Annotated in this window: 25 protein-coding genes; 11 read left to right on the plus strand and 14 right to left on the minus strand. The window is 61.3% G+C overall.

The annotated features are described in order from the left end of the window. Window positions 1-62: 62 nt before the first annotated feature. Both ACR0EZ_RS13585 and ACR0EZ_RS13590 read left to right on the plus strand, forming a co-directional pair. On the plus strand, window positions 63-908 hold the full coding sequence (locus ACR0EZ_RS13585; RefSeq protein WP_480613842.1) for a HalD/BesD family halogenase: 846 nt from the start codon (window positions 63-65) through the stop codon (window positions 906-908). Between the two features lie 46 nt (window positions 909-954). Further along, complete coding sequence (locus ACR0EZ_RS13590; RefSeq protein WP_480613844.1) at window positions 955-1,338, plus strand: bleomycin resistance protein; 384 nt, start codon at window positions 955-957, stop codon at window positions 1,336-1,338. Between the two features lie 122 nt (window positions 1,339-1,460). On the opposite strand, the gene ACR0EZ_RS13595 is transcribed toward ACR0EZ_RS13590, so the two are convergent. The 5 genes from ACR0EZ_RS13595 to ACR0EZ_RS13615 form a co-directional block, all read right to left on the minus strand. Continuing rightward, the gene (locus ACR0EZ_RS13595) at window positions 1,461-2,819 is read right to left on the minus strand and encodes a dicarboxylate/amino acid:cation symporter (protein ID WP_480613846.1); all 1,359 of its coding nucleotides are present in this window, start codon (window positions 2,817-2,819) and stop codon (window positions 1,461-1,463) included. A gap of 272 nt (window positions 2,820-3,091) precedes the next feature. Beyond that, window positions 3,092-3,484 carry a VOC family protein gene (locus tag ACR0EZ_RS13600; RefSeq protein WP_480613848.1) on the minus strand — a complete coding sequence of 131 codons (393 nt, stop codon included), beginning with the start codon at window positions 3,482-3,484 and terminating at the stop codon, window positions 3,092-3,094. A 7-nt stretch (window positions 3,485-3,491) separates the two neighbouring features. Then, window positions 3,492-4,316 carry an arginyltransferase gene (locus ACR0EZ_RS13605; RefSeq protein ID WP_480613850.1) on the minus strand — a complete coding sequence of 275 codons (825 nt, stop codon included), beginning with the start codon at window positions 4,314-4,316 and terminating at the stop codon, window positions 3,492-3,494. 76 nt (window positions 4,317-4,392) lie between these two features. Next, window positions 4,393-4,824 carry an RDD family protein gene (locus ACR0EZ_RS13610; protein ID WP_480613852.1) on the minus strand — a complete coding sequence of 144 codons (432 nt, stop codon included), beginning with the start codon at window positions 4,822-4,824 and terminating at the stop codon, window positions 4,393-4,395. A 66-nt stretch (window positions 4,825-4,890) separates the two neighbouring features. Next, the gene (locus tag ACR0EZ_RS13615; protein WP_480613854.1) at window positions 4,891-5,313 is read right to left on the minus strand and encodes a DUF2852 domain-containing protein; all 423 of its coding nucleotides are present in this window, start codon (window positions 5,311-5,313) and stop codon (window positions 4,891-4,893) included. A gap of 142 nt (window positions 5,314-5,455) precedes the next feature. Here ACR0EZ_RS13615 and ACR0EZ_RS13620 point away from each other — a divergent pair, with 142 nt between their 5' ends. From ACR0EZ_RS13620 to ACR0EZ_RS13640, 5 genes are read left to right on the plus strand one after another with little or no spacing between them, the layout of a single operon-like run. Next, window positions 5,456-5,845, plus strand: a complete 390-nt coding sequence (locus ACR0EZ_RS13620) for a DUF4440 domain-containing protein (RefSeq protein WP_480613856.1) — start codon at window positions 5,456-5,458, stop codon at window positions 5,843-5,845. Between the two features lie 49 nt (window positions 5,846-5,894). Further along, a complete protein-coding gene (locus ACR0EZ_RS13625) occupies window positions 5,895-8,690 on the plus strand; it encodes a [protein-PII] uridylyltransferase family protein (RefSeq protein ID WP_480613858.1) in 2,796 nt (931 codons plus the stop codon). Next, entirely contained in the window at window positions 8,674-8,946 is a 273-nt protein-coding gene (locus tag ACR0EZ_RS13630; protein WP_480613860.1) for a hypothetical protein, read from the plus strand. Before ACR0EZ_RS13625 ends, ACR0EZ_RS13630 begins: the two co-directional genes overlap by 17 nt. Window positions 8,947-8,988: 42 nt before the next feature. Then, window positions 8,989-10,191, plus strand: coding sequence for an RSP_2647 family RNA methyltransferase (locus ACR0EZ_RS13635; protein WP_480613862.1), 1,203 nt, complete (start codon window positions 8,989-8,991; stop codon window positions 10,189-10,191). Then, window positions 10,188-10,730, plus strand: a complete 543-nt coding sequence (locus ACR0EZ_RS13640) for an RSP_2648 family PIN domain-containing protein (protein WP_480613864.1) — start codon at window positions 10,188-10,190, stop codon at window positions 10,728-10,730. The genes ACR0EZ_RS13635 and ACR0EZ_RS13640 overlap by 4 nt, the downstream gene beginning before the upstream one ends. 70 nt (window positions 10,731-10,800) lie before the next feature. Here ACR0EZ_RS13640 and ACR0EZ_RS13645 read toward each other — a convergent pair whose 3' ends face one another. Further along, complete coding sequence (locus tag ACR0EZ_RS13645; protein WP_480613946.1) at window positions 10,801-11,487, minus strand: M48 family metallopeptidase; 687 nt, start codon at window positions 11,485-11,487, stop codon at window positions 10,801-10,803. A gap of 184 nt (window positions 11,488-11,671) precedes the next feature. Here ACR0EZ_RS13645 and ACR0EZ_RS13650 point away from each other — a divergent pair, with 184 nt between their 5' ends. Further along, a complete protein-coding gene (locus ACR0EZ_RS13650; protein ID WP_480613866.1) occupies window positions 11,672-12,592 on the plus strand; it encodes a DMT family transporter in 921 nt (306 codons plus the stop codon). A gap of 42 nt (window positions 12,593-12,634) precedes the next feature. Here the strand turns inward: ACR0EZ_RS13650 and ACR0EZ_RS13655 are convergent, their stop codons facing one another. The 5 genes from ACR0EZ_RS13655 to ACR0EZ_RS13675 all read right to left on the minus strand — a co-directional run bounded on the left by ACR0EZ_RS13655 (window position 12,635) and on the right by ACR0EZ_RS13675 (window position 16,780). Next, on the minus strand, window positions 12,635-13,819 hold the full coding sequence (locus ACR0EZ_RS13655) for a vWA domain-containing protein (protein WP_480613868.1): 1,185 nt from the start codon (window positions 13,817-13,819) through the stop codon (window positions 12,635-12,637). A 4-nt stretch (window positions 13,820-13,823) separates the two neighbouring features. Beyond that, on the minus strand, window positions 13,824-13,994 hold the full coding sequence (locus ACR0EZ_RS13660) for a hypothetical protein (RefSeq protein WP_480613870.1): 171 nt from the start codon (window positions 13,992-13,994) through the stop codon (window positions 13,824-13,826). A 7-nt stretch (window positions 13,995-14,001) separates the two neighbouring features. Then, window positions 14,002-15,372, minus strand: a complete 1,371-nt coding sequence (locus ACR0EZ_RS13665; RefSeq protein WP_480613872.1) for a DUF2927 domain-containing protein — start codon at window positions 15,370-15,372, stop codon at window positions 14,002-14,004. Beyond that, entirely contained in the window at window positions 15,369-15,818 is a 450-nt protein-coding gene (locus ACR0EZ_RS13670; protein WP_480613874.1) for an N-acetyltransferase family protein, read from the minus strand. The genes ACR0EZ_RS13665 and ACR0EZ_RS13670 overlap by 4 nt, the downstream gene beginning before the upstream one ends. Before the next feature lie 116 nt (window positions 15,819-15,934). Next, on the minus strand, window positions 15,935-16,780 hold the full coding sequence (locus ACR0EZ_RS13675; RefSeq protein WP_480613876.1) for an AAA family ATPase: 846 nt from the start codon (window positions 16,778-16,780) through the stop codon (window positions 15,935-15,937). A gap of 386 nt (window positions 16,781-17,166) precedes the next feature. Between ACR0EZ_RS13675 and dksA the strand changes: the two genes are divergently transcribed. Both dksA and ACR0EZ_RS13685 read left to right on the plus strand, forming a co-directional pair. Next, window positions 17,167-17,589, plus strand: coding sequence for an RNA polymerase-binding protein DksA (gene dksA / locus ACR0EZ_RS13680; RefSeq protein WP_480613878.1), 423 nt, complete (start codon window positions 17,167-17,169; stop codon window positions 17,587-17,589). 71 nt (window positions 17,590-17,660) lie between these two features. Further along, window positions 17,661-18,812 carry an FAD-dependent monooxygenase gene (locus ACR0EZ_RS13685; protein ID WP_480613880.1) on the plus strand — a complete coding sequence of 384 codons (1,152 nt, stop codon included), beginning with the start codon at window positions 17,661-17,663 and terminating at the stop codon, window positions 18,810-18,812. Between the two features lie 4 nt (window positions 18,813-18,816). Here the strand turns inward: ACR0EZ_RS13685 and xth are convergent, their stop codons facing one another. Together xth and ACR0EZ_RS13695 are read right to left on the minus strand one after the other, a co-directional pair. Then, a complete protein-coding gene (gene xth, locus ACR0EZ_RS13690; protein ID WP_480613882.1) occupies window positions 18,817-19,596 on the minus strand; it encodes an exodeoxyribonuclease III in 780 nt (259 codons plus the stop codon). A 280-nt stretch (window positions 19,597-19,876) separates the two neighbouring features. Continuing rightward, window positions 19,877-20,200 carry a HesB/IscA family protein gene (locus tag ACR0EZ_RS13695; protein WP_480613884.1) on the minus strand — a complete coding sequence of 108 codons (324 nt, stop codon included), beginning with the start codon at window positions 20,198-20,200 and terminating at the stop codon, window positions 19,877-19,879. Window positions 20,201-20,276: 76 nt separating this feature from the next. On the opposite strand from ACR0EZ_RS13695, the gene ACR0EZ_RS13700 reads away from it, so the two are divergent. Further along, window positions 20,277-21,434, plus strand: a complete 1,158-nt coding sequence (locus tag ACR0EZ_RS13700; RefSeq protein ID WP_480613885.1) for a deoxyguanosinetriphosphate triphosphohydrolase — start codon at window positions 20,277-20,279, stop codon at window positions 21,432-21,434. On the opposite strand, the gene ACR0EZ_RS13705 is transcribed toward ACR0EZ_RS13700, so the two are convergent. Next, window positions 21,416-21,967, minus strand: a complete 552-nt coding sequence (locus ACR0EZ_RS13705; protein ID WP_480613887.1) for a putative pterin-binding protein — start codon at window positions 21,965-21,967, stop codon at window positions 21,416-21,418. The genes ACR0EZ_RS13700 and ACR0EZ_RS13705 overlap by 19 nt on opposite strands. Window positions 21,968-22,075: the final 108 nt, after the last annotated feature.

Here is a 22,075-nt window from a genome sequence, read left to right on the forward strand (position 1 = left end):
CATGAGATGCGCGTTTGTCCGAGTCACGGTGATCCTGACGCAGCAATTCACGGAGGCGGTATATGTTGATGGATTTGGTGGACCTGGGCCGATACCCGATCGACCGGCCGGACTCGCGGGCCTATGACCAGATGATCGCGGATTTGCGGCGGGAACTGGAATTGGACGGATGCGCCGTGCTGCCGGGCTTTGTTCACGAGGCTGGGTTGGAATTGCTAATTCGCGAGGCCGATGAGGTGTCGCCCAAAGCCCACCGATCTTTCAACAGAACAAATGCCTATTTCTCCAAAGACGACCCGCGGCTTGGCATCGGCCATCCGATCCGCCGGTTTTATGACCGTTCGAACGCCTTTGTGCCGGCGGATAATTTCCTCAAATCCGGCCCGCTGCGCCGGATTTACGAATTCGAAGGCTTCATGCCGTTTATCCGCGACGCCCTGAACGAACCCGCAGACCGGTTCTTTCGCTACGACGATCCGCTGGCGGATGTGATCATCAATGTTGTGGAAGAGGGGCAGGGTTTCCCGTGGCACTTCGACACGAACAACTACACGGTCACTCTGGCTATTCAAAACGGGGAATCCGGCGGGTGCTTTGAATACGTCCCGAACCTGCGCAGCGCCGAGGATGAGAACTTTGGGTCCGTAGCCTCGGTTCTGGACGGCAACAGGGCCAGAGTGCGCGAGTTGGAGTTGCAGCCGGGTGACCTGCAGATATTCAAGGGCAGGTATGCGCTGCATCGGGTTGCCCCAGTCAAGGGCGCGCGCCGCCGGTATGTGGGGATATTCTCATTCGTCGAAGCCGAAGGGATGTGCGGCGGGGTCGAGCGGACCCAGCAGCTTTATGGTCGGGTGCTGCCGCATCACTATGAGCGGGCCGGGATACGGCAAGACGATCTGTTGGACTGAAACGTGTTAACCTTCTGGCAACCAACTCACGTGGTCGGAGGTATTGATGCCAAAGCTATTGCAACTTACGCCATTTGTTCTGTGTTCGTCATTGAAAACACAGATTGACTTTTATTGTGACCGTCTGGGATTCACCTGCGGCTTCCAGCAGGAAAACTACGCCTATCTGTCATGTGGGCCGGTTGCCATTCGGCTGCTGGAATGCCCGCCCCGCGAAGACGGTAAGCCGCTTGGGGACAATCAGTCGTTTTACATCGATGTCGAGGGGATCGATGCGCTGTATGAAAGTCTGCTGCCCGGTCTGAAGGACCTGCCCGAGGGGCGCGTGCGGGCCCCGTTCGATCAGCCCTATCTGCAGCGCGAGTTCCATGTCCTCGACGAGGACGGGACGCCGGTGTTCTTCGGCGAAGACATTCGGCCCAGAGACTAGGGTGAAGGCTCCCGCCCATCGTTAGCACGCCTTTGGCGTGCCTCCTCTGGTTGGGCCCGGCAGCGCTGCGCTGCTGTGGAATGCTTAAAGCCCGGAGAACGCATGGCCTCCGGGCTGTTGGGTTACGAGTTTGTTTTTGCGTGGGTCAGCTTTGCAAACTCAATCTCGGCCTCGTGGTCGATTTCCAGATGCGACAGGTCTGTCGTACCGGCCTCGGGGTCGTTGAATACGGCGCGGTCCAGCTTGCCCACCCTGTCTGCCACGATTGTCGTGACGACCGCATCGCCAGTGATGTTCACCACGGTTCGCATCATGTCGAGGATCCGGTCAACGGCCAGAATGATCGCGATACCGTCCAGCGGCATGCCCAGCTGGTTCAGCACCATGGCGAGCATCACGATACCCACGCCCGGAACACCTGCGGTGCCGATCGAGGCCAGAACCGAGATCGAGATGATGGTCATGTACCCGCCAAGCCCCAGATCGATCCCATAGGCATTGGCCAGGAACACGGTCGCCACGCCATGCATGATCGCGGTGCCATCCATGTTGATCGTCGCGCCCAGAGGGACTCCGAACGAGGCGACCGAGCGGTCAACGCCGATCCGCTGGGTCACACATTGCATGCTGGCCGGGATCGTCGCGTTCGAGCTTGAGGTCGAAAACGCGAACACCTGTGCCGACCGCATTTTCCGCAGGAACGCCAGCGGGCTGAGGCCGGTAAACACGTAGAGCAGGGCCATCAGTGTCACGCAGAGGTGGAACACCAGGGTCAGGCTGATCGTGGTCAAATACCCCATCACCGGGACGAACAGGCCGAACCCCTCCATCGCGAAAGTTCTGGCAATCAGGCAAAACACGCCGATGGGGGCGAAGGCCATGACGATTTCGACGATCTTCATCGCCAGATCGTTCATGAACTCGCACCCTTCGACAAAGGCTTTGGCGCGGCTGCCGATCATCAGGACCGCAACGCCAACGACGATGACGTAGAAGATGATCTGCAGCATCTCGCCATTGGCCAGCGCCTGAACCGGGTTCTTCGGCACGATGTTTGCCAGAATTTGCCAGGCCGATTCCGCCGAGTTGACGGAAACACTGTGATCCGCCAGATGCATGCTCTCAAACCCGCTGCCCGGGTTGATGATATTGGCAAAGACAAGCGCGGTGGTGACTGCCAGCGCGGTTGTCACAAGGTAGGTGACAAAGGTCAGGCCGCCGATGCGGCCCAGCACTTTGACGTCTCCGATACCCACCACGCCGCAGAGCAGCGAGAAGACCACCAGCGGCACCACAAGCATCTGCAGGGCGTTCAGGAACATCTGGCCGACCATGGCGAACAGGCCGTTGGTCAGGCTGTTCTCCAAAGCCGGAATATCTAGGTAATTCAGCGTAATGCCAAGAATGGAGCCCAAGGCGAGGGCCAGCATGATCTGCGTCGTCAGGCTTGCAGAAAGTACTCTGCGGGCGGCGTATTTCATTTGTCTTCCCCCTTATCGCACTCAGCGCGCCGGATCGGGGATCCGGTGCCGAAATCATTATGTCCGTGAAGTCCGGCAACGCCGGTCGTCGTAATTGAAAGGCACGCTCTGCCGAGCGGGTTCAGGGTATTTGGTGACGCAGCGTCAGTTTTCAACTGCTTAAAAATTATGCAGGATCACATTTTTGCAATAAAATTGGGCGCGTGTAAGTGCTTGGGGGCAGATTGCAACTGTAAAATGCAGGAAAAGTTATTCTATTACAGCCTGTTACGTCACTCCTTGAACATGATCAGGTCCCAGCGGTTGCCAAACGGATCGCGCCAGACGGCGACGGTTCCGTAGGGCTCGTGCCGGGGGTCTTCCTCGAATTCGACGCCCTTGGCCAGCATCGCGGCGTGGTCGCGCTGAAAGTCATCCGTCTGCAGGAAGAAACCCACGCGCCCGCCGGTCTGGTTGCCGATGGCGGCCTGCTGATCGACTCCATCCGCCTTGGCAAGCAGCAGCGACGCGCCATCCGATCCGGGCGGAGTGACGCGAACCCAGCGCTTCCCGCCGCCCAGATCGATGTCCTGCGTCAGCTCGAAATCCAGCGTTTCGGTGTAGAACAGGATGGCGTCATCATAGTCCGGCACCACAAGAGTGACGGCGTGCAGGGATTGTTTCATCTGGGGTTCAGCCCTTGGTGGGGTGACGGTCCGGCAGCTGGATACTCGCCACCTGTTCGGCGATTGGCGCGGTGGACAAGGGGTGCTGGTCGGTACGCGAAAAAGCCTCGGGGTCCTTGATCTTTTGCCAGTCGCCCTGAATGTAAGCCTCGAGCCCCGCGAACTTGGCCTTGTACCCCATCTTCGGGCTGCCGGGGACCCAATATCCGAGGTAGACGTAAGGCAGGCCAGCCTCGCGCGCGATGTCGATGTGGTCCAGGATCATATACGTGCCCAGCGAGTTCTGAGGCTGGTGCGGATCGTAGAAGGAATAAACCATGCTCAGCCCGTCATCCAGCACGTCGGTCAGGCTGACGGCGATCAGATTGCCGGTTTCGGGGTCCACATATTCCACCACGCGGCTGCGGATCGGGGTTTCCTCGATCATCGCGGCAAATTCGAACACATCCATATCGGCCATGCCGCCATCGGCGTGGCGGGTATCCAGGTAGCGGCGGAACAGCTCGAACTGATCGTCCGTGGCCCAGGGCGACGTGGCGCGCCGTTGCAGGTAGGAATTGCGCTTTGCGGCCCGTTTCTGGCTTTTACGCGGGCGAAAGGCCGACACGTCGATCCGGGCTGACAGGCAGGCGGCGCAGTCGGTGCAGGACGGGCGGTAAAGCACGTTCTGGGACCGGCGAAACCCTTGTTGCGACAGGGAATTGTTCAGCTGATCCGCGCCTTCGCCCTGCAGCGCGGTGAACAGCTTACGCTCCATCCTGCCCTCAAGATAAGGGCAGGGCTGAGGTGCCGTCACATAGAACTGTGGCGCGATTGGCAGCGTGTGTCGCATGAAGGTCCCGTGTTTCCTGAGACCGGATGATAACAACGGTTCCCGGAACCGCCAAGTGATTCACGCGAGGGTCTTTTTACGCACGCTGGTTGATCATGACCGTGCCCAGAAAGGCATCCGTCAGCCCCTGGCCACGCGCACTGGTCAGCATCATGATGACCGAGATGATCTGGACCACGAAGAAGGTCATCGAGACGAAATACCCGGCAGTGTGCGCCACGGCCTTGCCCGCATCCATCCGCTCACCAAAGGCATCGCGCAGTTCAATCCCCATGAACCGCATGCCCAGCGTGGCCGACCCGTTTGCGATGGTAACCACCCGATAGACAAAGCTGATGACGCCGTAGATCAGGGCCAGAAAGAACAGTCCAATAAAGGCGGTGAACAGGATCGCCACCGTGCAAAGCAACGAGATAAAGGCGATATCGAACAGCCATGCAATGAAGCGTTTGGTGGTCACCGACTGGTAAAACTCGGGTTGGCTATCGGGATCGGGCAGGTGAGTCATTATGGGCTTTCCGCAGAGATTGGTCGCGTCACCCTGTCCCGAAACTCCGGGACAGGGCAAGGGGGATCAGGCAGGTTCGCCATTGTCCGCTTCGTCGTGGTTTTCGCGGGCGCGTTCATCCATGAACTGGTCGAACTCGGCCTTGTCCTTGGCCTCGCGCAGGCGGTGCAGGAAGGCTTCGAATTCCTGCTGCTCGCGTTCCAGCCGCGCCAGCGTGTCGGCCTTGTAGGCGTCAAACGCGCTGTTGCCCGAGGGCTTCATAGCGCTCATGTGGCGGTGCCAGGATTTGCGGCGGCTGCAGGACTTGCTGAACATGCGTTTGCTCCAGATCATATAGGCCAGAAGGGCCAGGCCCACTGGCCAGAAGAAGATGAAACCAAGGACCATGGCTGCGATCCAGGCACCTTTGCCTTTGTCGTCCATCCAGGCCTCGGCACGGTAGAACCATCCCGGATTCGAAGGGGCGGCGGGTTCGGACAGTGCGGTCATTTGGGCTCTCCTGGGTTGATGTAAATTCCTTTCACATTGTCTAGATGGGGATCCGTCTGTGCGTTGCAAGAGGTCAATGTGAAAAAGATTTACATCTTGCGATCTGGTTGACGATCCGGCGCATCAGACGCAGGTTGCGTGTATGAATACGGATGACAAAAAGCCCGCCCCGACCCTTGATGAAATCCTTGATCTGGAAAAGCAGGTTTGGATGGCATTGGTCGATGGGAACGCTCAGACCGATCGCGCCTTGCTGAGCGCGGATTTTCTGGGTGTTTACCCCACTGGTTTTGCCAATCGGGATGATCACGTAGGGCAATTCGCCGATGCGCCGACAATGGCCGAGTTCAGGCTGAGCGACGAAAGGCTGCGGGTCCTGACGCCTGATATCGTGCTGCTGTCCTATCGCGCCGACTATCAGCGGCCCGACGCGCCGGGGTGGGAGGCGATGCTGATCTCCTCGCTTTGGGAGCGGCGTCACGATGTCTGGGTCAACAGTTTCAGTCAGGACACACCGGTCGAACAGGCCTGACCAGATTGCCCCATTGACGCCGCCCCACGGCAATGCGCAGGTTGCGCATATGACTGACGCTCTTGCCATTCACCGCCTGCCGCGCGCCTTTGACCCGGCCCTTGGGGAAGAAACCCGGCTGCTGTTGCCCGATCTGACCGCAGAGCAGGGTGATCTGATTGCCGGAACCGCAGGCTCCAGCCCCTATCTGAAAGGCCTGATCGAGCGCGAGAAAGACTGGCTGCCGCAAGCGCTGCAAAACCCGGATCAGGCGCTGGCGGAGGTCATAGAGGCGGCGCGGGCCCTGCCGCCCGATCAGTTGAAGCCGGGGCTGCGGCAGGCCAAGCACCGCATGGCCTTGCTGACCGCATTGGCGGATATTGCCGGGGCGTGGCCGCTGGAAAAGGTGACAGCGGCGCTGGCCGATTTCGGCGCTCTGGCCGCGGATGTGGCCGCCAAGGCCGAGATCGCCGCACTGATCCGCCGCAAGAAACTGCCCGGCATGACCGAGGATGATGTCGAAACCGCCGCCGGGATGGTGATCCTCGCCATGGGGAAAATGGGCGCGCATGAGTTGAACTATAGCTCGGATATCGACCTGATCGTTCTGTTTGATGAGACGCGGTTCGACCCTGATGATTTCTACGAGGCCCGCCACGGCATGGTCCGCGCCACGCGCAATTTCTGTGCCACGCTCAGCGACAAGACGGCGGATGGCTATGTCTTCCGCACTGATCTGCGCCTGCGCCCAGATCCCGCTGTCACGCCGGTCTGCATGGCGATGGAAGCGGCAGAGCGGTATTACGAAAGCCTCGGCCGCACATGGGAACGCGCCGCTTACATCAAGGCGCGGCCCTGCGCCGGGGACATCGCGGCGGGGCAGCGGTTTCTGGACGCGCTGCGCCCATTTGTCTGGCGCCGCCATCTGGATTTCGCCGCCATTCAGGACGCTCACGACATGCGCCTGCGCATTCGCGAAAACAAGGGCACCGGGGGCGCTCTGTCGATCCCCGGCCATGACATGAAACTGGGGCAGGGCGGCATTCGCGAGATCGAGTTCTTCACCCAGACCCGGCAACTGATCGCAGGCGGTCGCGATCCCGATCTGCGCGTGCGCGGCACTGTTCCGGGGCTGGCAGCGCTGGCCGCCAAGGGCTGGGTGCCCGATGAGGTCGCCGCCAAGCTGACCGATCACTACCGCGCCCATCGCGAGGTCGAACACCGCATCCAGATGATCCACGATGCCCAGACCCACAAAGTGCCCAAATCCGAGGATGGGATCGAACGCGTCGCCTGTCTTATGGGCCTCAGCAGTGCCGAACTGACGCAGGACCTGACCCGACGCCTGATCGAAGTGCACGACCTGACCGAAGGCTTCTTCGCGCCCGGACCCGGCGCGCCCCGGGTGCCTGTGCAGGAAGTGGAGTTCGACCAGGGCATACTCGCCCGCTGGTCGACTTACCCGGCGCTGCGTTCGCAACGGGGCAGGCGCATCTTCGACCGTCTCAAACCCGAGCTTCTGTCGCGCCTCGCCAAAACGGCCCAGCCCGAAGAGGCGCTGATGGCGCTCGATGGGTTCCTTGCCGGGCTGCCCGCAGGCGTTCAGCTTTTCTCGCTGTTCGAGGCCAACCCCCATTTGATCGACCTGCTGATCGACATCGTCGGCACCTCGCACGCCCTGGCCTCGCACCTGTCGCGCAATGCATCGGTATTCGACGCGGTGATCGGTGGCAGTTTCTTCGCCGACTGGCCGGGGCAGGCGGCGCTGCAGGAAGAATTGGCGCAGGCGCTGGCGCAGGAATCCGACTACGAAACACAACTCGATTTCGCGCGCCGGTGGTGCAAGGAATGGCACTTTCGAATCGGCGTGCATCACCTGCGCGGATTGATCGACGGGGCGCATGCGGGGCGTCAATACGCCGATCTGGCACGGGCGGTCATTGCTGCGATCCTGCCGCATGTCACCGAGAATTTCGCGCGCAAGCACGGCCCCGCACCGGGGCGGGGGGCTGCGGTTCTTGGCATGGGGTCGCTGGGGGCAGGGCGCATAAACTCGCAATCCGATCTGGACATGATCGTGATTTACGACCCGCTGGATCAGGATATGTCCGACGGCCCGCGCCCTCTGGCAACCCGCACCTATTACGCGCGGTTCACGCAGGCACTGATTACCGCACTGTCCGCGCCGATGTCGCAGGGGCGGCTGTACGAGGTCGATATGCGCCTGCGCCCTTCTGGCAATCAGGGGCCGGTGGCGACCAGCTGGGCCAGCTTCACACATTACCAGCAGGAAGAGGCTTGGGTCTGGGAACACCTCGCCCTGACCCGCGCCCATGTGGTGGCGGGCGACCCGGCCCTGGCCAAGGATATCGAGGCGTTTCGGGCCGATTTCCTGTCCCACCCGCGCAACAAGGACAAGGTTCTGCGCGAAGTGGCCGAGATGCGAACCCGGCTGGCCGCCGCGAAATCGCCCGCCGGTGTGTGGGATGCCAAGAACGGCCCTGGTCGGATGATGGATATAGAACTGATGGCCGAAACGGGGGCCTTGCTGACGGGCATCCCGAAACGAGACGTGCAAGCCGGGCTCGACGGGGCCGTCGCTGCGGGTCTGTTGGATGTCGCGCAGGCGCAAACGCTGAAGGACAGTTACGACTTATGCTGGTCGGTGCAATGCGCCGCGCGGCTGCTGTCCGGCAAAGTGATCGAGGCCGACAAGATCGGCGAGGGTGGCTCGGCCTTTCTGTGCCGCGCCACCGGGTTCGAACGGGTGGACGAGTTGCAGGCCGCATTGCAGGACAGTTACACCACCGCCGCCGCGCTGATCGGCAGCGTGATCAAGGGGGGCGACGATGGCGCGCAGCACTGATCCCAACGATCCCAAGGGCCTGATCCGCGAGGCCTACCGCATCGACGGCATCGCCTTGCCCGAATGCCGCAGCATCTTTCTGGACTGGGCGATCAGCCTGCCGGACGGGCAGGACCAGAAACAGGCGCTGACCGATCTGCACGCGGCTTATTCCGCGCAGGATGCCGATCATCCGATGACGCAGGTGCTGGCCGAGGGGCTGCAAGCGGCACAAGCCCCGAAACGACGCGGCGGATGGCGCAGCCGTCCGCGTTAACAGGGGCTTTCCCACCGGGCGGTTCAGGACTATGAGGGCGTCATGACCCAAACCGCCGACCGCCCCCGTATCCGTCTGAAACCCAAAGCCAACGCGCGCGGGCTGCGCCATGGTTTTCCCTGGGTCTATGCCAACGACATCGTCACCGACCGCCGCACCCGCAAGATCTCCGCCGGGGCACTGGCCATTCTCGAGGATGACAAACGCGCACCCATCGCGCTGGTCGCGGTCAATCCCGACTCCAAGATCATGTGCCGCGTTTTGGATCGAAACCTGCAGGCCGGCCTGAACGCAGAGTGGTTCGAAACCCGTCTGCAAAGCGCGCTTGCGATGCGAGAGCGCCTGTTCGATGCGCCCTATTACCGCCTGATCCACGCCGAGGCCGATGGCTTCCCCGGCGTGATCATCGACCGCTTCGGCGATACCTGCGTCATCCAACCCAACGCCGCATGGGCCGAGGCGCATCTTGAAACGCTGACCGACGCGCTGGTCAAGGTGACGGGTGTTTCAAACGTGCTGAAGAATGCCTCGGGCCGCACGCGCGGGCTGGAGGGGTTGGACGACGTGAACCAAACCCTGCGCGGAACAACGCCCGATGCCCCTCTGCCCGTGCCCATGAACGGCGCGACTTACATGGCCGACCTGACGGGCGGCCAGAAAACCGGTCTGTTCTATGATCAACGCCCCAATCACGCCTTCGCCGCCCGGCTGGTTCATCCCGAGGCGCAGGTGCTGGACGTATTCAGCCATGTGGGCGGCTTTGCACTGGCCATGCTGGCCGGAGGGGCCGCGCAGGCGCTATCCGTCGACGGCTCCGCCGCCGCGCTGGACCTGGCGGCCAAAGGGGCAAAGGCCTCGGGCTGCGCCGATCGCTTCCAAACCCGCCAGGGAGACGCCTTCGACGTTCTGACCCAACTGGGCGAAGAGGGCGCGCAATTCGACGTGGTGATCTGCGACCCGCCTGCCTTCGCCCCATCAAAACAAGCGCTGGATGCGGGCCTGCGCGCCTACGAACGCGTGGCCCGTCTTGCTGCCCCCTTGGTCAAACCGGGCGGCTATCTCGGCCTCTGTTCCTGCTCCCACGCCGCCGATCTGGGCCGCTTCCGCGATGCCTCCTCGCGCGGGATTGGCCGTGCCGGACGGCAGGCGCAACTGATCCACACAGGCTTTGCCGGACCCGACCACCCGCAATTGCCGCAACTGGCCGAAAGCGGCTACCTCAAAGCCGTGTTCTACAGGCTGTGAAGGCGGTTCTGGACACCTGCGTCATCTACCCCACGGTGATGCGAGAGATGCTGCTGGGCGCCGCCAGTATTGGCCATTTCACCCCGCTCTGGTCTCAGCGTATCCTCGAAGAATGGGCACGCGCCGCCCGCAAACTGGGTCCGCAGGGTGAGGCGCAGGCCCGCGCCGAAATCGCGCTGGTTCAGTCGCAATGGCCCAAGGCAGATCGCTCCGCCGCGCCGGGTCTGGAACAACGGCTCTGGCTGCCCGACAGCGCGGATATCCACGTTCTGGCCACGGCCATTGCCGGTTCGGCAGACATCATCGTGACGGTCAATGCCAAAGACTTCCCCAGAAACATCCTCGCGGAAGAGGGCCTTGGCCGGCGCGACCCCGACAGTCTTCTGCATGACTTCTGGCTCGCTGACCCGGAGGAGATGACAATCCTTGCAACCCGCGTTCTGCGAGAAGCCAACCGCCTGTCCGGCGATCAATGGACCCTGCGCGCCCTGATGAAAAAAGCCCGCCTGCCGCGTCTGGGCAAAGCCCTTTCGCAATAGGTGGGATCCCCTTCATCTGTCCAAAAATATCCCGGAGAGCGCGAGAGGCTGGCCTCTCGCTGCGCTGCCATCAGCCACCCGCCCAACGCTGCTCAAGCGCTTCCAACGCCGCAATCCGTTCTTCGGTTTTGGGGTGGCTCATCAACCAGGCGGGCACCATTCCGGCGCGTTGTTGCGTCAGGTCTTCCAGCTTATGAAACAAGGATTTCTGCGGCCCGATGCCGATCCCTGCCTTGGTCAGCAGGGCGGCTGCGTATTCATCCGCCTCATACTCATCGGCGCGTGACAGGCGCGAGGCCAGAAGCGATGTCAGCGCATTTGCGATCATTGCACCGACAAATGGGATAAACCGGTTCAAAACCATGATAAGCGCGGTCCGCAACGCGTTTTGTCCCGAAAAATCAATCATCCGCCGCCGCGCATGGCCCAGTGCCACATGCCCCAGCTCATGCGCGATCACGCTGGCCATCTCTTCGGCCGACACTTCTCCGTTGCGGAATTTGCGATAGAAACCGCGCGTTATGAATATCCGCCCGTCCGGCGCGGCCAGCCCGTTTACCGGGTCGATCTCGTAGATATAGACCGGCACCCGCTGCACATCCAAAGCAACCGCCAGTCTGTCCGTCATCCGTTTCAGCGCCGGGTCGGCAAGTTCGGTCGATTTGGCATCCAGTTCGCGATGCGTGCGCCAGACGGAAATCCGGTACATCACAAAGGCATAGGCGATGGCCAGCAGGATTGGGGTAAGGCGCAGCATGATTAAGATATGGGGCTTTGCGACGGGCAGGGCAATGGGTTTTACCAGATCAGGCCCCGCCGCCGGGTCAATCGTGCCCAGTTGCAAGTGTCGATGAGCAACACAATTGTATAAAATATCAAAAAATACCAAATGCTGTGATCTTGAGTCTTTACGGACCCGCGCAACCTGATATCGCGGGCGCATGGATCAGATCACACAGACTCATCAGCCCGCGATTCCTTACCCGCTTGCCGTGGGCGGGATGCTGTTCGCGTCGATCGGCGTCGGGCTGGTTCCCTATTTCAGTCGGGGCCTGACCGATCAGGGGCTGGCATCGCATGCCGTGTCCTTCTATCGCTATATTCTGGCGGCGGTGCTTCTGTTCCCGTTTCTGGTTCGGAGCAGATCCGCATGGCGCGAAATCCTGTGGGGTCTGGCTGCCGGTGCGTTTATCGGGCTAGGCTGGGTCGGCTACGTGACCGCGCTGAAATCGGTGCCCGCATCCACGGTGGGCGTGATTTACATGACGTATCCGGTGTTCACGCTGCTGATTGCCTGGGTATTGTTCAAAGACACTCCCAGCCGGCGCGGGCTGATCGCGGTTGGTCTGATCATTTTGGGCGCGGTTATCGCGGCCTCACCCGCCGCGGTCGGGCGAGAGCATCTGGTGACATTGCTGATTTCCCTTGCCGCCCCGTTTGGATTTGGCCTTGGCATCTGCGTTATGGTGCATCGCTTGTCACGCATCCCGCCGCTGGCCCGGCTGGCATCTGTCTCGCTGGGATCGGTTCTGGGGCTGATGCCGCTGGTGCTGAACTCGGACGCTGCCGAGATGATACCGCGCGACCGTTCGGATTGGATGCTCGTCGTCGGTATCGGCCTGCTGACCGCGCTTATTCCGCAACTGATCTTTACCATCTGCGCCCCTTTGATTGGCACCACGCGCACCGCTGTGAGTGGCAGCATCGAATTGCCGACCATGTTCGCGGTTGGTGTCTTTGCTTTTGGCGAGGTTATCAGCCCGGCGCAGGCCGTGGCCTGTGCGCTGATTCTGGGGGCGATCTTTCTGACCCAAAGCCGGGCGACACAACCGGCCCCGGCGGTGATGGCAAAGCCCGCCTAAGACGCGGACACCGGAAATCAGGCCTGACTCCGCGGGCCGGGCCTATCGCGTCAGTTCGCGCATCCCATGTTCCAGCCCGGCCAGTGTCATCGGCACCATGCGGTCCTCGAATATCTCCTGAATCATGCCGATGGAGTGGGTGTAGCCCCAGTATTTCTCGGGCACCGGGTTGATCCACAGGTTCGACGGCCACTGCTCACGCGCGCGTTGCAGCCAGACCTGACCGGCCTCCTGGTTCCAGTGCTCGTTTGCGCCGCCGGGATAGGCGATCTCGTAGGGGCTCATCGAGGCGTCGCCGACAAAGATGCATTTGTAGTCCCCGCCATAGGTGCGCAGGACCTCATGCGTGGGGGTCTGCTGATCCCAGCGGCGGCGGTTGTCGCGCCAGACGCCTTCGTACAGGCAGTTGTGAAAGTAGTAGTATTCCAGATGCTTGAACTCGGTCCGCGCGGCGGAAAACAGTTCTTCGACCACCTTGATATGCGGGTCCATTGATCCGCCCACGTCAAGGAACAGCAGCACCTTGACCGCGTTGTGACGCTCGGGACGGGTTTTGACGTCCAGATAGCCATGCTCGGCGGTGGCGCGGATGGTGCCGTCCAGATCCAGTTCGTCGGCAGCCCCTTCGCGCGCCCAGCGGCGCAGGCGTTTCAGGGCGACCTTGATGTTGCGGGTGCCCAGTTCAACCGTGTCGTCCAGGTTCCTGAATTCACGCTTATCCCAGACCTTGACCGCGCGCTGGTGGCGGCTTTCCTTTTGCCCGATGCGCACCCCTTCGGGGTTGTAGCCATAGGCCCCGAACGGAGAGGTCCCGGCGGTCCCGATCCACTTGTTGCCGCCCTGATGGCGGCCCTGTTGTTCCTTGAGCCGCTCGCGCAGCGTCTCCATCAGCTTGTCGAAGCCGCCAAGGGCTTCGATCTCGGCCTTTTCTTCCTCGCTTAGATGCTTCTCGGCCATTTTCGCCAGCCATTCGGCCGGGATATCCACGGCTTCCAGCACCTGATCGAAGCTGATCTGATCCAGCCCTTCAAAACTTGCGGCAAAGGCGCGGTCGAACTTGTCGATGTTGCGCTCGTCCTTCACCATCGACACGCGGGCGAGGTAGTAAAACGCCTCGACATCATAGGTGGCGAGGCCTTTTTTCATCCCCTCGAGAAAGGTCAGATATTCGCGCAGCGATACAGGAATGCCTGCATTGCGGAGATTTTCGAAGAACGGCAGGAACATCGCGTTATACCACCAGTCGGACCAGCACCATCGAGATTATGAGGCCGACCAGTGCAAAGGCAATGCCATACCCGGCGGCATATTGCGCCATGTCCGCCGCGTTGCCGTTGCGTTTGCGCGCGGTCAACGCGCCCAGGATTGCCCCGATCAGCGCCATTCCCAGAACCACTAACATATGTGTTTCATCCACCTCTGCTGCCGTTTGCCGGGGCTCGGGCCGCGACGTCCTGCGTCAGCGACTGTGCCACCAGATCCGAGCCGAAGCCGTAGCGCGCCCACCCCAGACTGTCCAGCCTGACCGAGCGTGCCTCTTGCGTTCGGCCCGCCTGCCGCAGCGCTTCGGACTTCAGCAACAGAAGCGTGGCGAGGATCGAGGCGTTCTCGGCCCGCGTCATAACGGTTATGGCCCGGTCCAGATCGGGCAGCACACGGGGGCCTTCACCCTGCGCCAGCGCATAGGCTGCGGTCTGGGTGGTGACATGTGCCTGATGTACCTCGGTGCCCGGTGCTGCGCGCAAGTATTGCAAGGCGATCTGAAACTGGCGCTGCGCCTCTTCGGGGTTATCGAACTGCACCATTCGGCCCATCAGATAGTAGGGATAGGCGCGGCGGTGGTCTGTCCAGCCCATCTGCTGACCGATCTGCGCCGCCATTTTGGCCGCCCGCATCTGCCGCGGAGAACCCGGCCCGGCCCCGACCGATTTCTGGATCGCGTCGATCCACTCCCGAGGGGTTTCCGAGAACGACTCTACCGGCAGGTTCTCGCCCCGTGGGTTCAACCGTCTGAGAACGCCGGGAATGACGGCGGCAACCTGTTCGCGGGTCATCCCAGTTCGCAGTTCGGGCGCATAGGCCGCCCGAAGGATCAGCATGTCGAAGCCGGTCAGAACGGTGTGGATATTGTCGTCGTTGAACACCGAATCCGGCAGGTGGTACAGGTCGTTCAGCGGCCCCAGCGCCTGCGCGATCTCTTCATGCAGGCAATCGCGCATTTCCTGCGGGCTGACGTCATATGGAATAAAGATACCCAGCCGCTCGCGTCGGCGCAGCTCGGTCCAGCTGCTTTTGGCCTTGCGCCTGTCGCGGCGATATTCTTCCAGGCTCGAGGCATTGGGAACGACAAAGCAGGCGGCGTTCGGCAGGACGCGGTGGATTTGCTCTTGGCTAACGGCCTCGACGGTGATGTTGGCCTGACCTTCGTCGATCTGGCGAATGTCGATCCCCGCTTCGCGCCGAATACGGTTCAGCAGGCGGGTCAGATCCCGCTGCATGCTTGGGGTCGGGGTTCCGGTCAGGCGCAGGGTAACGGGCGTTTCGAACCGGGTGAAGACGGGCAGGGGGGCACCGCTTTCAAGCTCGAAATGCAGCGAGACGAAATCGGCGGCGATGTTCCTGTTCGAACGGGCCGGAGCCATCGGATACGCGCGGGCGAAACTCTTGGCAGGGGGCAGCGATATTTCGGTGACGTTGACCCGGGTCGGAAGCTCAATCCGGTCCACCTGCGTACAGGCCGACAGCGCAGCCACCAGAAGGAATGCACCCCACCGCATCATGAGCGGTTGTACCGGATAAAGGGCGTCTTCTTGCCGATCCGGTCATACAATTGCCGGGCCGTGTGGTTGAAATCCTGCGTCAACCAATAGACCGAGGGCGCGCCCTGCCGGTCGGCTTCGTCATAAACCGCCTGGATCAGCGCCCGTCCGACACCGGTTCCGCGTGCTTCGGGGCGGGCGAACAGGTCTTGCAGATAACAGACGTTTTCCACCTTCCACGCGTGGCGGTGAAACAGGTAGTGGGTCAGGCCCACAAGCTGGCCGTCCTGTTCGGCCACGAAGCACGAAAAATCCTGCGGATCCTCGCCCAGCAGGCGCGAAAAGGTCGTGTCATAGACCTCATCCGGCACCGAGGTCTCATAAAACGCCAGATAGTCGTGCCACATCGCGGCCCAGGGTTCTTTGTCCTCGGGCCGCAGGGGGCGAATTGTCAATGTGTCGGCCAAGGGACGTCCTGCTCTGCTGTTTTGGTGCCGGGACCCGAGCGGTGGGCCATGCACAATGCTTGCATTCAGCCCGCCGTAAGGCAAGCCGTGATCCCCGCGCGCCGATCAGCCCTGCGTTACCGCTTTGACCGGGCCATGAAGGCCAGCCGTTCAAACAGGTGCACATCCTGTTCGTTCTTCAGCAAAGCGCCATGCAGTTTGGGCAACGCGTTCGCGCCGTCACGCTTGAGGTCCTCGGGCGTCAGATCCTCGGCCAGCAGCAGTTTCAGCCAGTCCAGCACTTCCGAGGTCGAGGGCTTTTTCTTCAGCCCCTGCGTTTCGCGGATTTCGTAGAACTGGGTCAGCGCGGTGGTCAGCAGCGCGTCCTTGATGCCGGGATGGTGGACCTCGACAATCCGGCGCATCGTGGTTTCATCCGGGAAACGGATGTAGTGGAAAAAGCAGCGGCGCAGGAAGGCGTCCGGCAGTTCCTTTTCATTGTTCGAGGTGATGATCACGATGGGACGGTGCTTGGCGCGGATCGTCTCGCCGGTCTCGTAGACATGGAACTCCATCTTATCGAGTTCCTGCAGCAGGTCGTTGGGAAATTCGATATCGGCCTTGTCAATCTCATCAATCAGCAGAACGACCTTTTCGTCCGCTTCAAACGCCTGCCAAAGCTTGCCCTTGCGGATGTAGTTCGACACGTCATGCACGCGTTCCTCGCCCAACTGGCTGTCCCGAAGACGGCTTACCGCATCGTATTCATACAGGCCCTGCTGCGCGCGGGTGGTGGATTTGACGTTCCACTCGATCATCTTCAGGCTCAGCGCCCCGGCCACCTGCCGCGCCAGTTCGGTCTTGCCGGTGCCGGGCTCACCCTTGACCAGCAGCGGACGTTCCAGCGTGACGGCTGCGTTCACGGCAATGGTCAGATCGTCGGTGGCGACATATTCGGCTGTGCCTTGAAAACGTGCGGTCATGGACCCCTCATATAGATTCGCGAGATGTGCGGGCTGAATTGTTGTTCCCGGGTTACAGAGAGCCAGGGTTTTTTACAACCCGGGCCCCGGCGTCGCGTTTGAAGAATTTCGCAGCGACTTCAAACCGTTTCGCTTGATTCGCGCGGGACCGGGTGCCGCATGGGTTGTAACGCGCCCCAAAATGGCCTGACAAAGTTCACAGAAAAACAAGGTTTTGTTTCTAAAAGTCTCATACTTAGACTGGTTCTTGTGACGGCGCGTCTGCGCTACGTTTGTGTAGTGACATTCCCACGCGCGTCGGATACATGCAGCGCAGAAGGGGGTGCCAAATGTCAGGTGAAACGACCGCAACCAACGACGTTTCTGGCCATACCGAGGGAGCAAGTATGAAGCAGGAAGTTTTTCTGCCGGAAGATTACCGACCGGCCGAAGATGAACCGTTTATGAACGATCAACAGCTTGAGTATTTTCGCCGCAAGCTGATGGATTGGAAAAATGAACTTTTAGCAGGCAGCCGCGACACGATCGAAGGGCTACAGGACAATACCCGGAACATTCCCGATGTTGCAGATCGGGCCAGCGAAGAAACCGATCGGGCACTGGAACTGCGCACACGGGACCGTCAGCGTAAGCTGGTCGCCAAGATTGATGCAGCCCTGCGGCGGATCGACGAAGGCGAATACGGATATTGCGAAAAGACCGGTGATCCCATCTCGCTGAAACGTCTCGACGCCCGCCCGATTGCCACCATGACGCTTGAAGCGCAGGAACGTCACGAGCGCCGCGAAAAAGTCCACCGCGACGATTGATCGCTGGGAAACTTGGTAAAACACAAACGCCGGGGCCTGTCGCTCCGGCGTTTTTGCGTTAAGCCGGTGCCATGAATATCGACGGGCTGAAATTCTGCGTCATCGGCGGTGGGATCGGAGGGCTGGCCGTTGCGCTGGCTCTGCGGCAATCCGGCGCTCAGGTCACGGTGCTGGAACAGGCCCCGGCCCTGACCGAGGTGGGCGCGGGTCTGCAGATCAGCGCCAACGGAATGTGCGTTCTGCGCGCGCTGGGTGTGGTGAGTGATGTTCCCCAAGCGGGGCAGAGATCGCATGGCACTCTGCTGCGGGACTACCGAAAGGGTCGCCTTATCAGCCGTCTGCCGGGCCCATCTGCTGGGCCGACCTATTACTACCACCGCGCCGATCTGCTGGACCTGTTGCACAAGGCAGCGCAACAGGCGGGCGTCGATATCCGTCTGGGTGCACGTGTCACGCAGGTGGTTAAACACCCCGGCGAGGCCGAGGTGAGACTGGACGATGGGGAAAGGCTGCGCGCCGAATGTGCCATCGCTGCGGATGGCGGGCGCAGCATCATTCGGCCCATCCTGAACGGACCCGAAGACCCGCAATTCACCCATCAGGTTGCCTGGCGCGCGACTATTCCCTGGGAACACCACGACGCAAACCCGAAAGCGACACTGACAATGGGTCCCCACCGCCACGTCGTGACGTACCCTTTGCGCGACCAACGCCTGTTGAACATCGTGGCAATCGAGGAACGCTCGGACTGGCACGAGGAGGGCTGGCGCCGTCCCGGGAACCCGGACGATCTGCGCGCGCGCTTTGCCGATTTCGGCGGGCCGGTTCGTGACATTCTCGCCAAGGTGGAACAGGCGCATCTCTGGGCTTTGTTCCTGCGCCCCGTTTCTGACAAATGGCAAAACGGGCGGCTGACGCTGCTGGGCGATGCGGCGCATCCGACACTGCCTTTTATGGCACAGGGGGCGTGTATGGCACTGGAAGACGCGTGGATACTGGCCCGGTCCTTCAAGGAACAACCCGGCGTAACCCGAGCGCTTGCCGCTTATGAACAAACGCGACGACCGCGCGCGCAGAAAGTCGTTGACGCCGCCAACGCCAATGCACGCAATTTCCACCTGACCGGAGCCACCCGGCTCGCGGCGCAGGCAGCCCTGACGGTCATCGGCCCACGACTGTCTCGGCGCTATGAGTGGATTTATCGGTACGACGCGACCGTCTGAGACCTCAGAGGTCCATATCGATCCAGACGGGTACGTGGTCCGAGGGCTTCTCGTGCCCGCGCACTTCTGAATCGATCCGGCAATCCCGCATCAGATCGGCGGCCTGCGGGGTCAGCAGGAAATGATCGATGCGAATGCCGTCGTTTTTGTTCCACGCCCCGGCCTGATAATCCCAGAACGAGTAATGCCCGGGCCCCTGCGTGCGCGCCCGAAACGCCTCGGTGAACCCGAGGTTCAGAATCTTGCGAAACGCGGCGCGGCTTTCCGGCCGGAACAACGCGTCCTCGCGCCAGTCATCCGGGCGCTTCGCGTCTTCGGCTTGCGGAATGATGTTGTAGTCCCCTGCCATCAGGGCCGGTTCTTCCGCCGCCATAAGATCACGGGCGCGATCATACAGACGCTCCATCCAGGCCAGCTTGTAGTCATATTTCGGACCGGGGACGGGGTTGCCATTGGGCAGGTAGAGCCCACAAATGTGCAGGGGCTTTTTACCGATGACAGTGGCTTCGATCCAGCGCGCCTGCTCATCCTCGTCATCCCCGGGCAAACCGCGCGTGACGTCTTCCAGAGGCAGTTTGGACAGGATCGCCACACCGTTAAAGCTCTTTTGCCCATGGGTTTCGACATTGTAGCCGCGATCTTCAAATATCTCTCGTGGGAAGTTCTCATCGACCGATTTGATTTCTTGCAGCAGCACAATGTCGGGCTGCGCATCGTCCAGCCAGCGGGGCAGGGCCTCGGCCCGCGCCTTGATGCCGTTGATGTTGAACGTGGCGATTTTCATGCGCGGTCCTCCGTTGGCCTGTGGCAACCTATCGCCCATACAAACCCCAGCGGCAAGTGGTGGGCGGGTTTGCGAGGCTCTGCCTCGCGCTCCGGGATATTTCTGGACAGATGAAGAAACGGATTTTTAACCATTTGGAGTGAAGAAGATCAGGCGGTACAGGCGGGGACGCCGATGACCGCGACAGGTGAAGCTCTCCGGCATACAAGCTGGGGAGCGGATCCCTGCTTCATCTGTCTAAAAATATCCTGGGGGCGTGGGGGCAAAGCCCCCACCGGCGCTACATCGAAAAGGACGTGCCGCAGCCACAGGAGGACGTGGCGTTGGGGTTCTCGATCACAAACCGCGCGCCGATCAGTTCCTGCGTGAAATCAATGACCGCGTTTTCCAGAAACGGCAGCGAAATTGAATCGACGATCACTTTCTGGCCCTTGCCTTCCAGGATCAGATCATCCTCTTTCGGGGTGTCCAGCGCGATTTCGTATTGAAAACCGGAACATCCGCCGCCTTCCACCGCGACGCGCAGGGCCTGGCCCTGATCTGCCGCGCCGATTTCGGCCAGACGATCAAAGGCGCGTTCTGTGACTGTCGGGGGCAGATTCATGCCGGTCTCCAAAGGTTTATTTCTGAACCACGGTACAATATATGAGACCTGACGACAGGCGACAAGGACAAGACGAGTGGAGCGAGCGGGTTTTGCCTCGGATCCGGGCCGCGCCAGAGGGCGTTTGGTGCCGGAAGAGGAGAGCAGTTTCCGGTCCTGCTTTCAGCGCGACCGGGACAGGATCATTCACGCAAGCGCCTTTCGGCGGCTCAAACACAAGACTCAGGTGTTTGTCGAGCACGAGGGTGACAGCTATCGCACCCGCCTGACCCATTCCATCGAGGTGGCGCAGGTGGCGCGCACGATTGCCGGGGCTTTGGGCCTGAACCCGGAACTGACCGAAGCGGTCGCATTGGCGCATGATCTGGGGCACACGCCGTTTGGTCATACGGGCGAGGATGCTCTGCATGCCTTGATGGAACCGTATGGCGGCTTCGATCACAACGCGCAGGCCATCCGGATCGTCACGAAACTGGAACGGCACTATGCAGAATTCGACGGCTGCAACCTGACATGGGAGTGCCTTGAAGGCATCGCCAAGCATAACGGTCCGGTGCTGGGGGAACTGCCCTGGGCGCTGGCCGAATGCAATGGCGGCTTTGATCTGGAACTGCACACCCATGCCAGTGCCGAGGCGCAGGTGGCGGCGCTGTCGGATGACATAGCATATAACAACCACGATTTGCTGGATGGGCTGCGGGCGGGGCTCTTTTCGGATGATGAGATCGAGCAATTGCCCATCGTGGGCGACTGCTACGCCGAGGTGGATCGCAAATACCCCGGGCTCGATCCCTATCGGCGGCGGCATGAGGCGTTGCGCAGGGTGTTTGGCGTTATGGTCTCGGATGTCATCGACACATCCCGAAACCTGATCGAAACCTCGAGTGCGCAGTCGGTCGAGGATATCCGCAATCTGGGCTATCCGGTCGTGCAGTTCTCAGCCGAACTTTGGGCGCATTTGAAAGAAATCCGCGCCTTTCTGTTTGCCCGGATGTACCGCGCGCCCGCGGTGATGCAGGTGCGGGCCGAGGTCAGCAAGGTGGTGCAGGAGCTCTTTCCGATATATCTGAACGACCCGAGGCAAATGCCCGCGCGCTGGCATGCAGACATCGAAGCGGCAGAGGGCGAAACGGCGCTGGCCCGCATCGTGTCGGACTATATCGCGGGCATGACCGACCGGTTTGCCTTGCAGGACCACGCCCGCCTGACCGGCGATCACTCGATCGCGATATAGGCGATGGCCCAGACCTGTTGGCCCGCCTGTTCCTGAGCCAGGTCTTCGTCATCCGTGGGCGGGAACACGATCATCGTGGGGCCATAGCCACCGATCCCCATCGGCGCGCCGTCGGCGTGGGTCGCCACGATGGGTTGATGTGCCTCGATACTCTGCCACGGGATTTCCGCCTGATAGCCGTCCATCGCCATGGGTAGCGCGGATTTGCCCTCGGCACCGGCCATGGCCATCACCTCGGACAGCAGCGGCCCCGAGAAGGTATAGTCGCGCTGGTTGTCCGGCGGGCCGTAGGGGATCGTGATCCGGGTTTGCTCCAACCCGTCCAGCATCGTGGCGTCAAAGCCTGCCGCGCCGTCGTGGGTGACTTCGAGATAACCCAACAGGCCGCCGTCGTTCTCGCCACGCGCGGGCAGGTTGGTTGTCTCGATCGCGCCGCCGAGTGTCAGGATGACGTGCCCCTTGGGGGCCGGGATTTCGGCCCAAGCGGGCAGCGCGGTGGTCAGAAGCAGGGCAAGGGGCAGGGCGTGGCGCATGGCAGATCTCCGATCAGTCTGGTTGGCCGAGATTACCCGGCCCGTGCGCCAAACCAAGCTCAAACTTTAGGCGTCCATTGACCTTGGCGCTTTGCGTGGTAAACCGCC

This window comes from Ruegeria sp. AK4 (assembly GCF_056541025.1).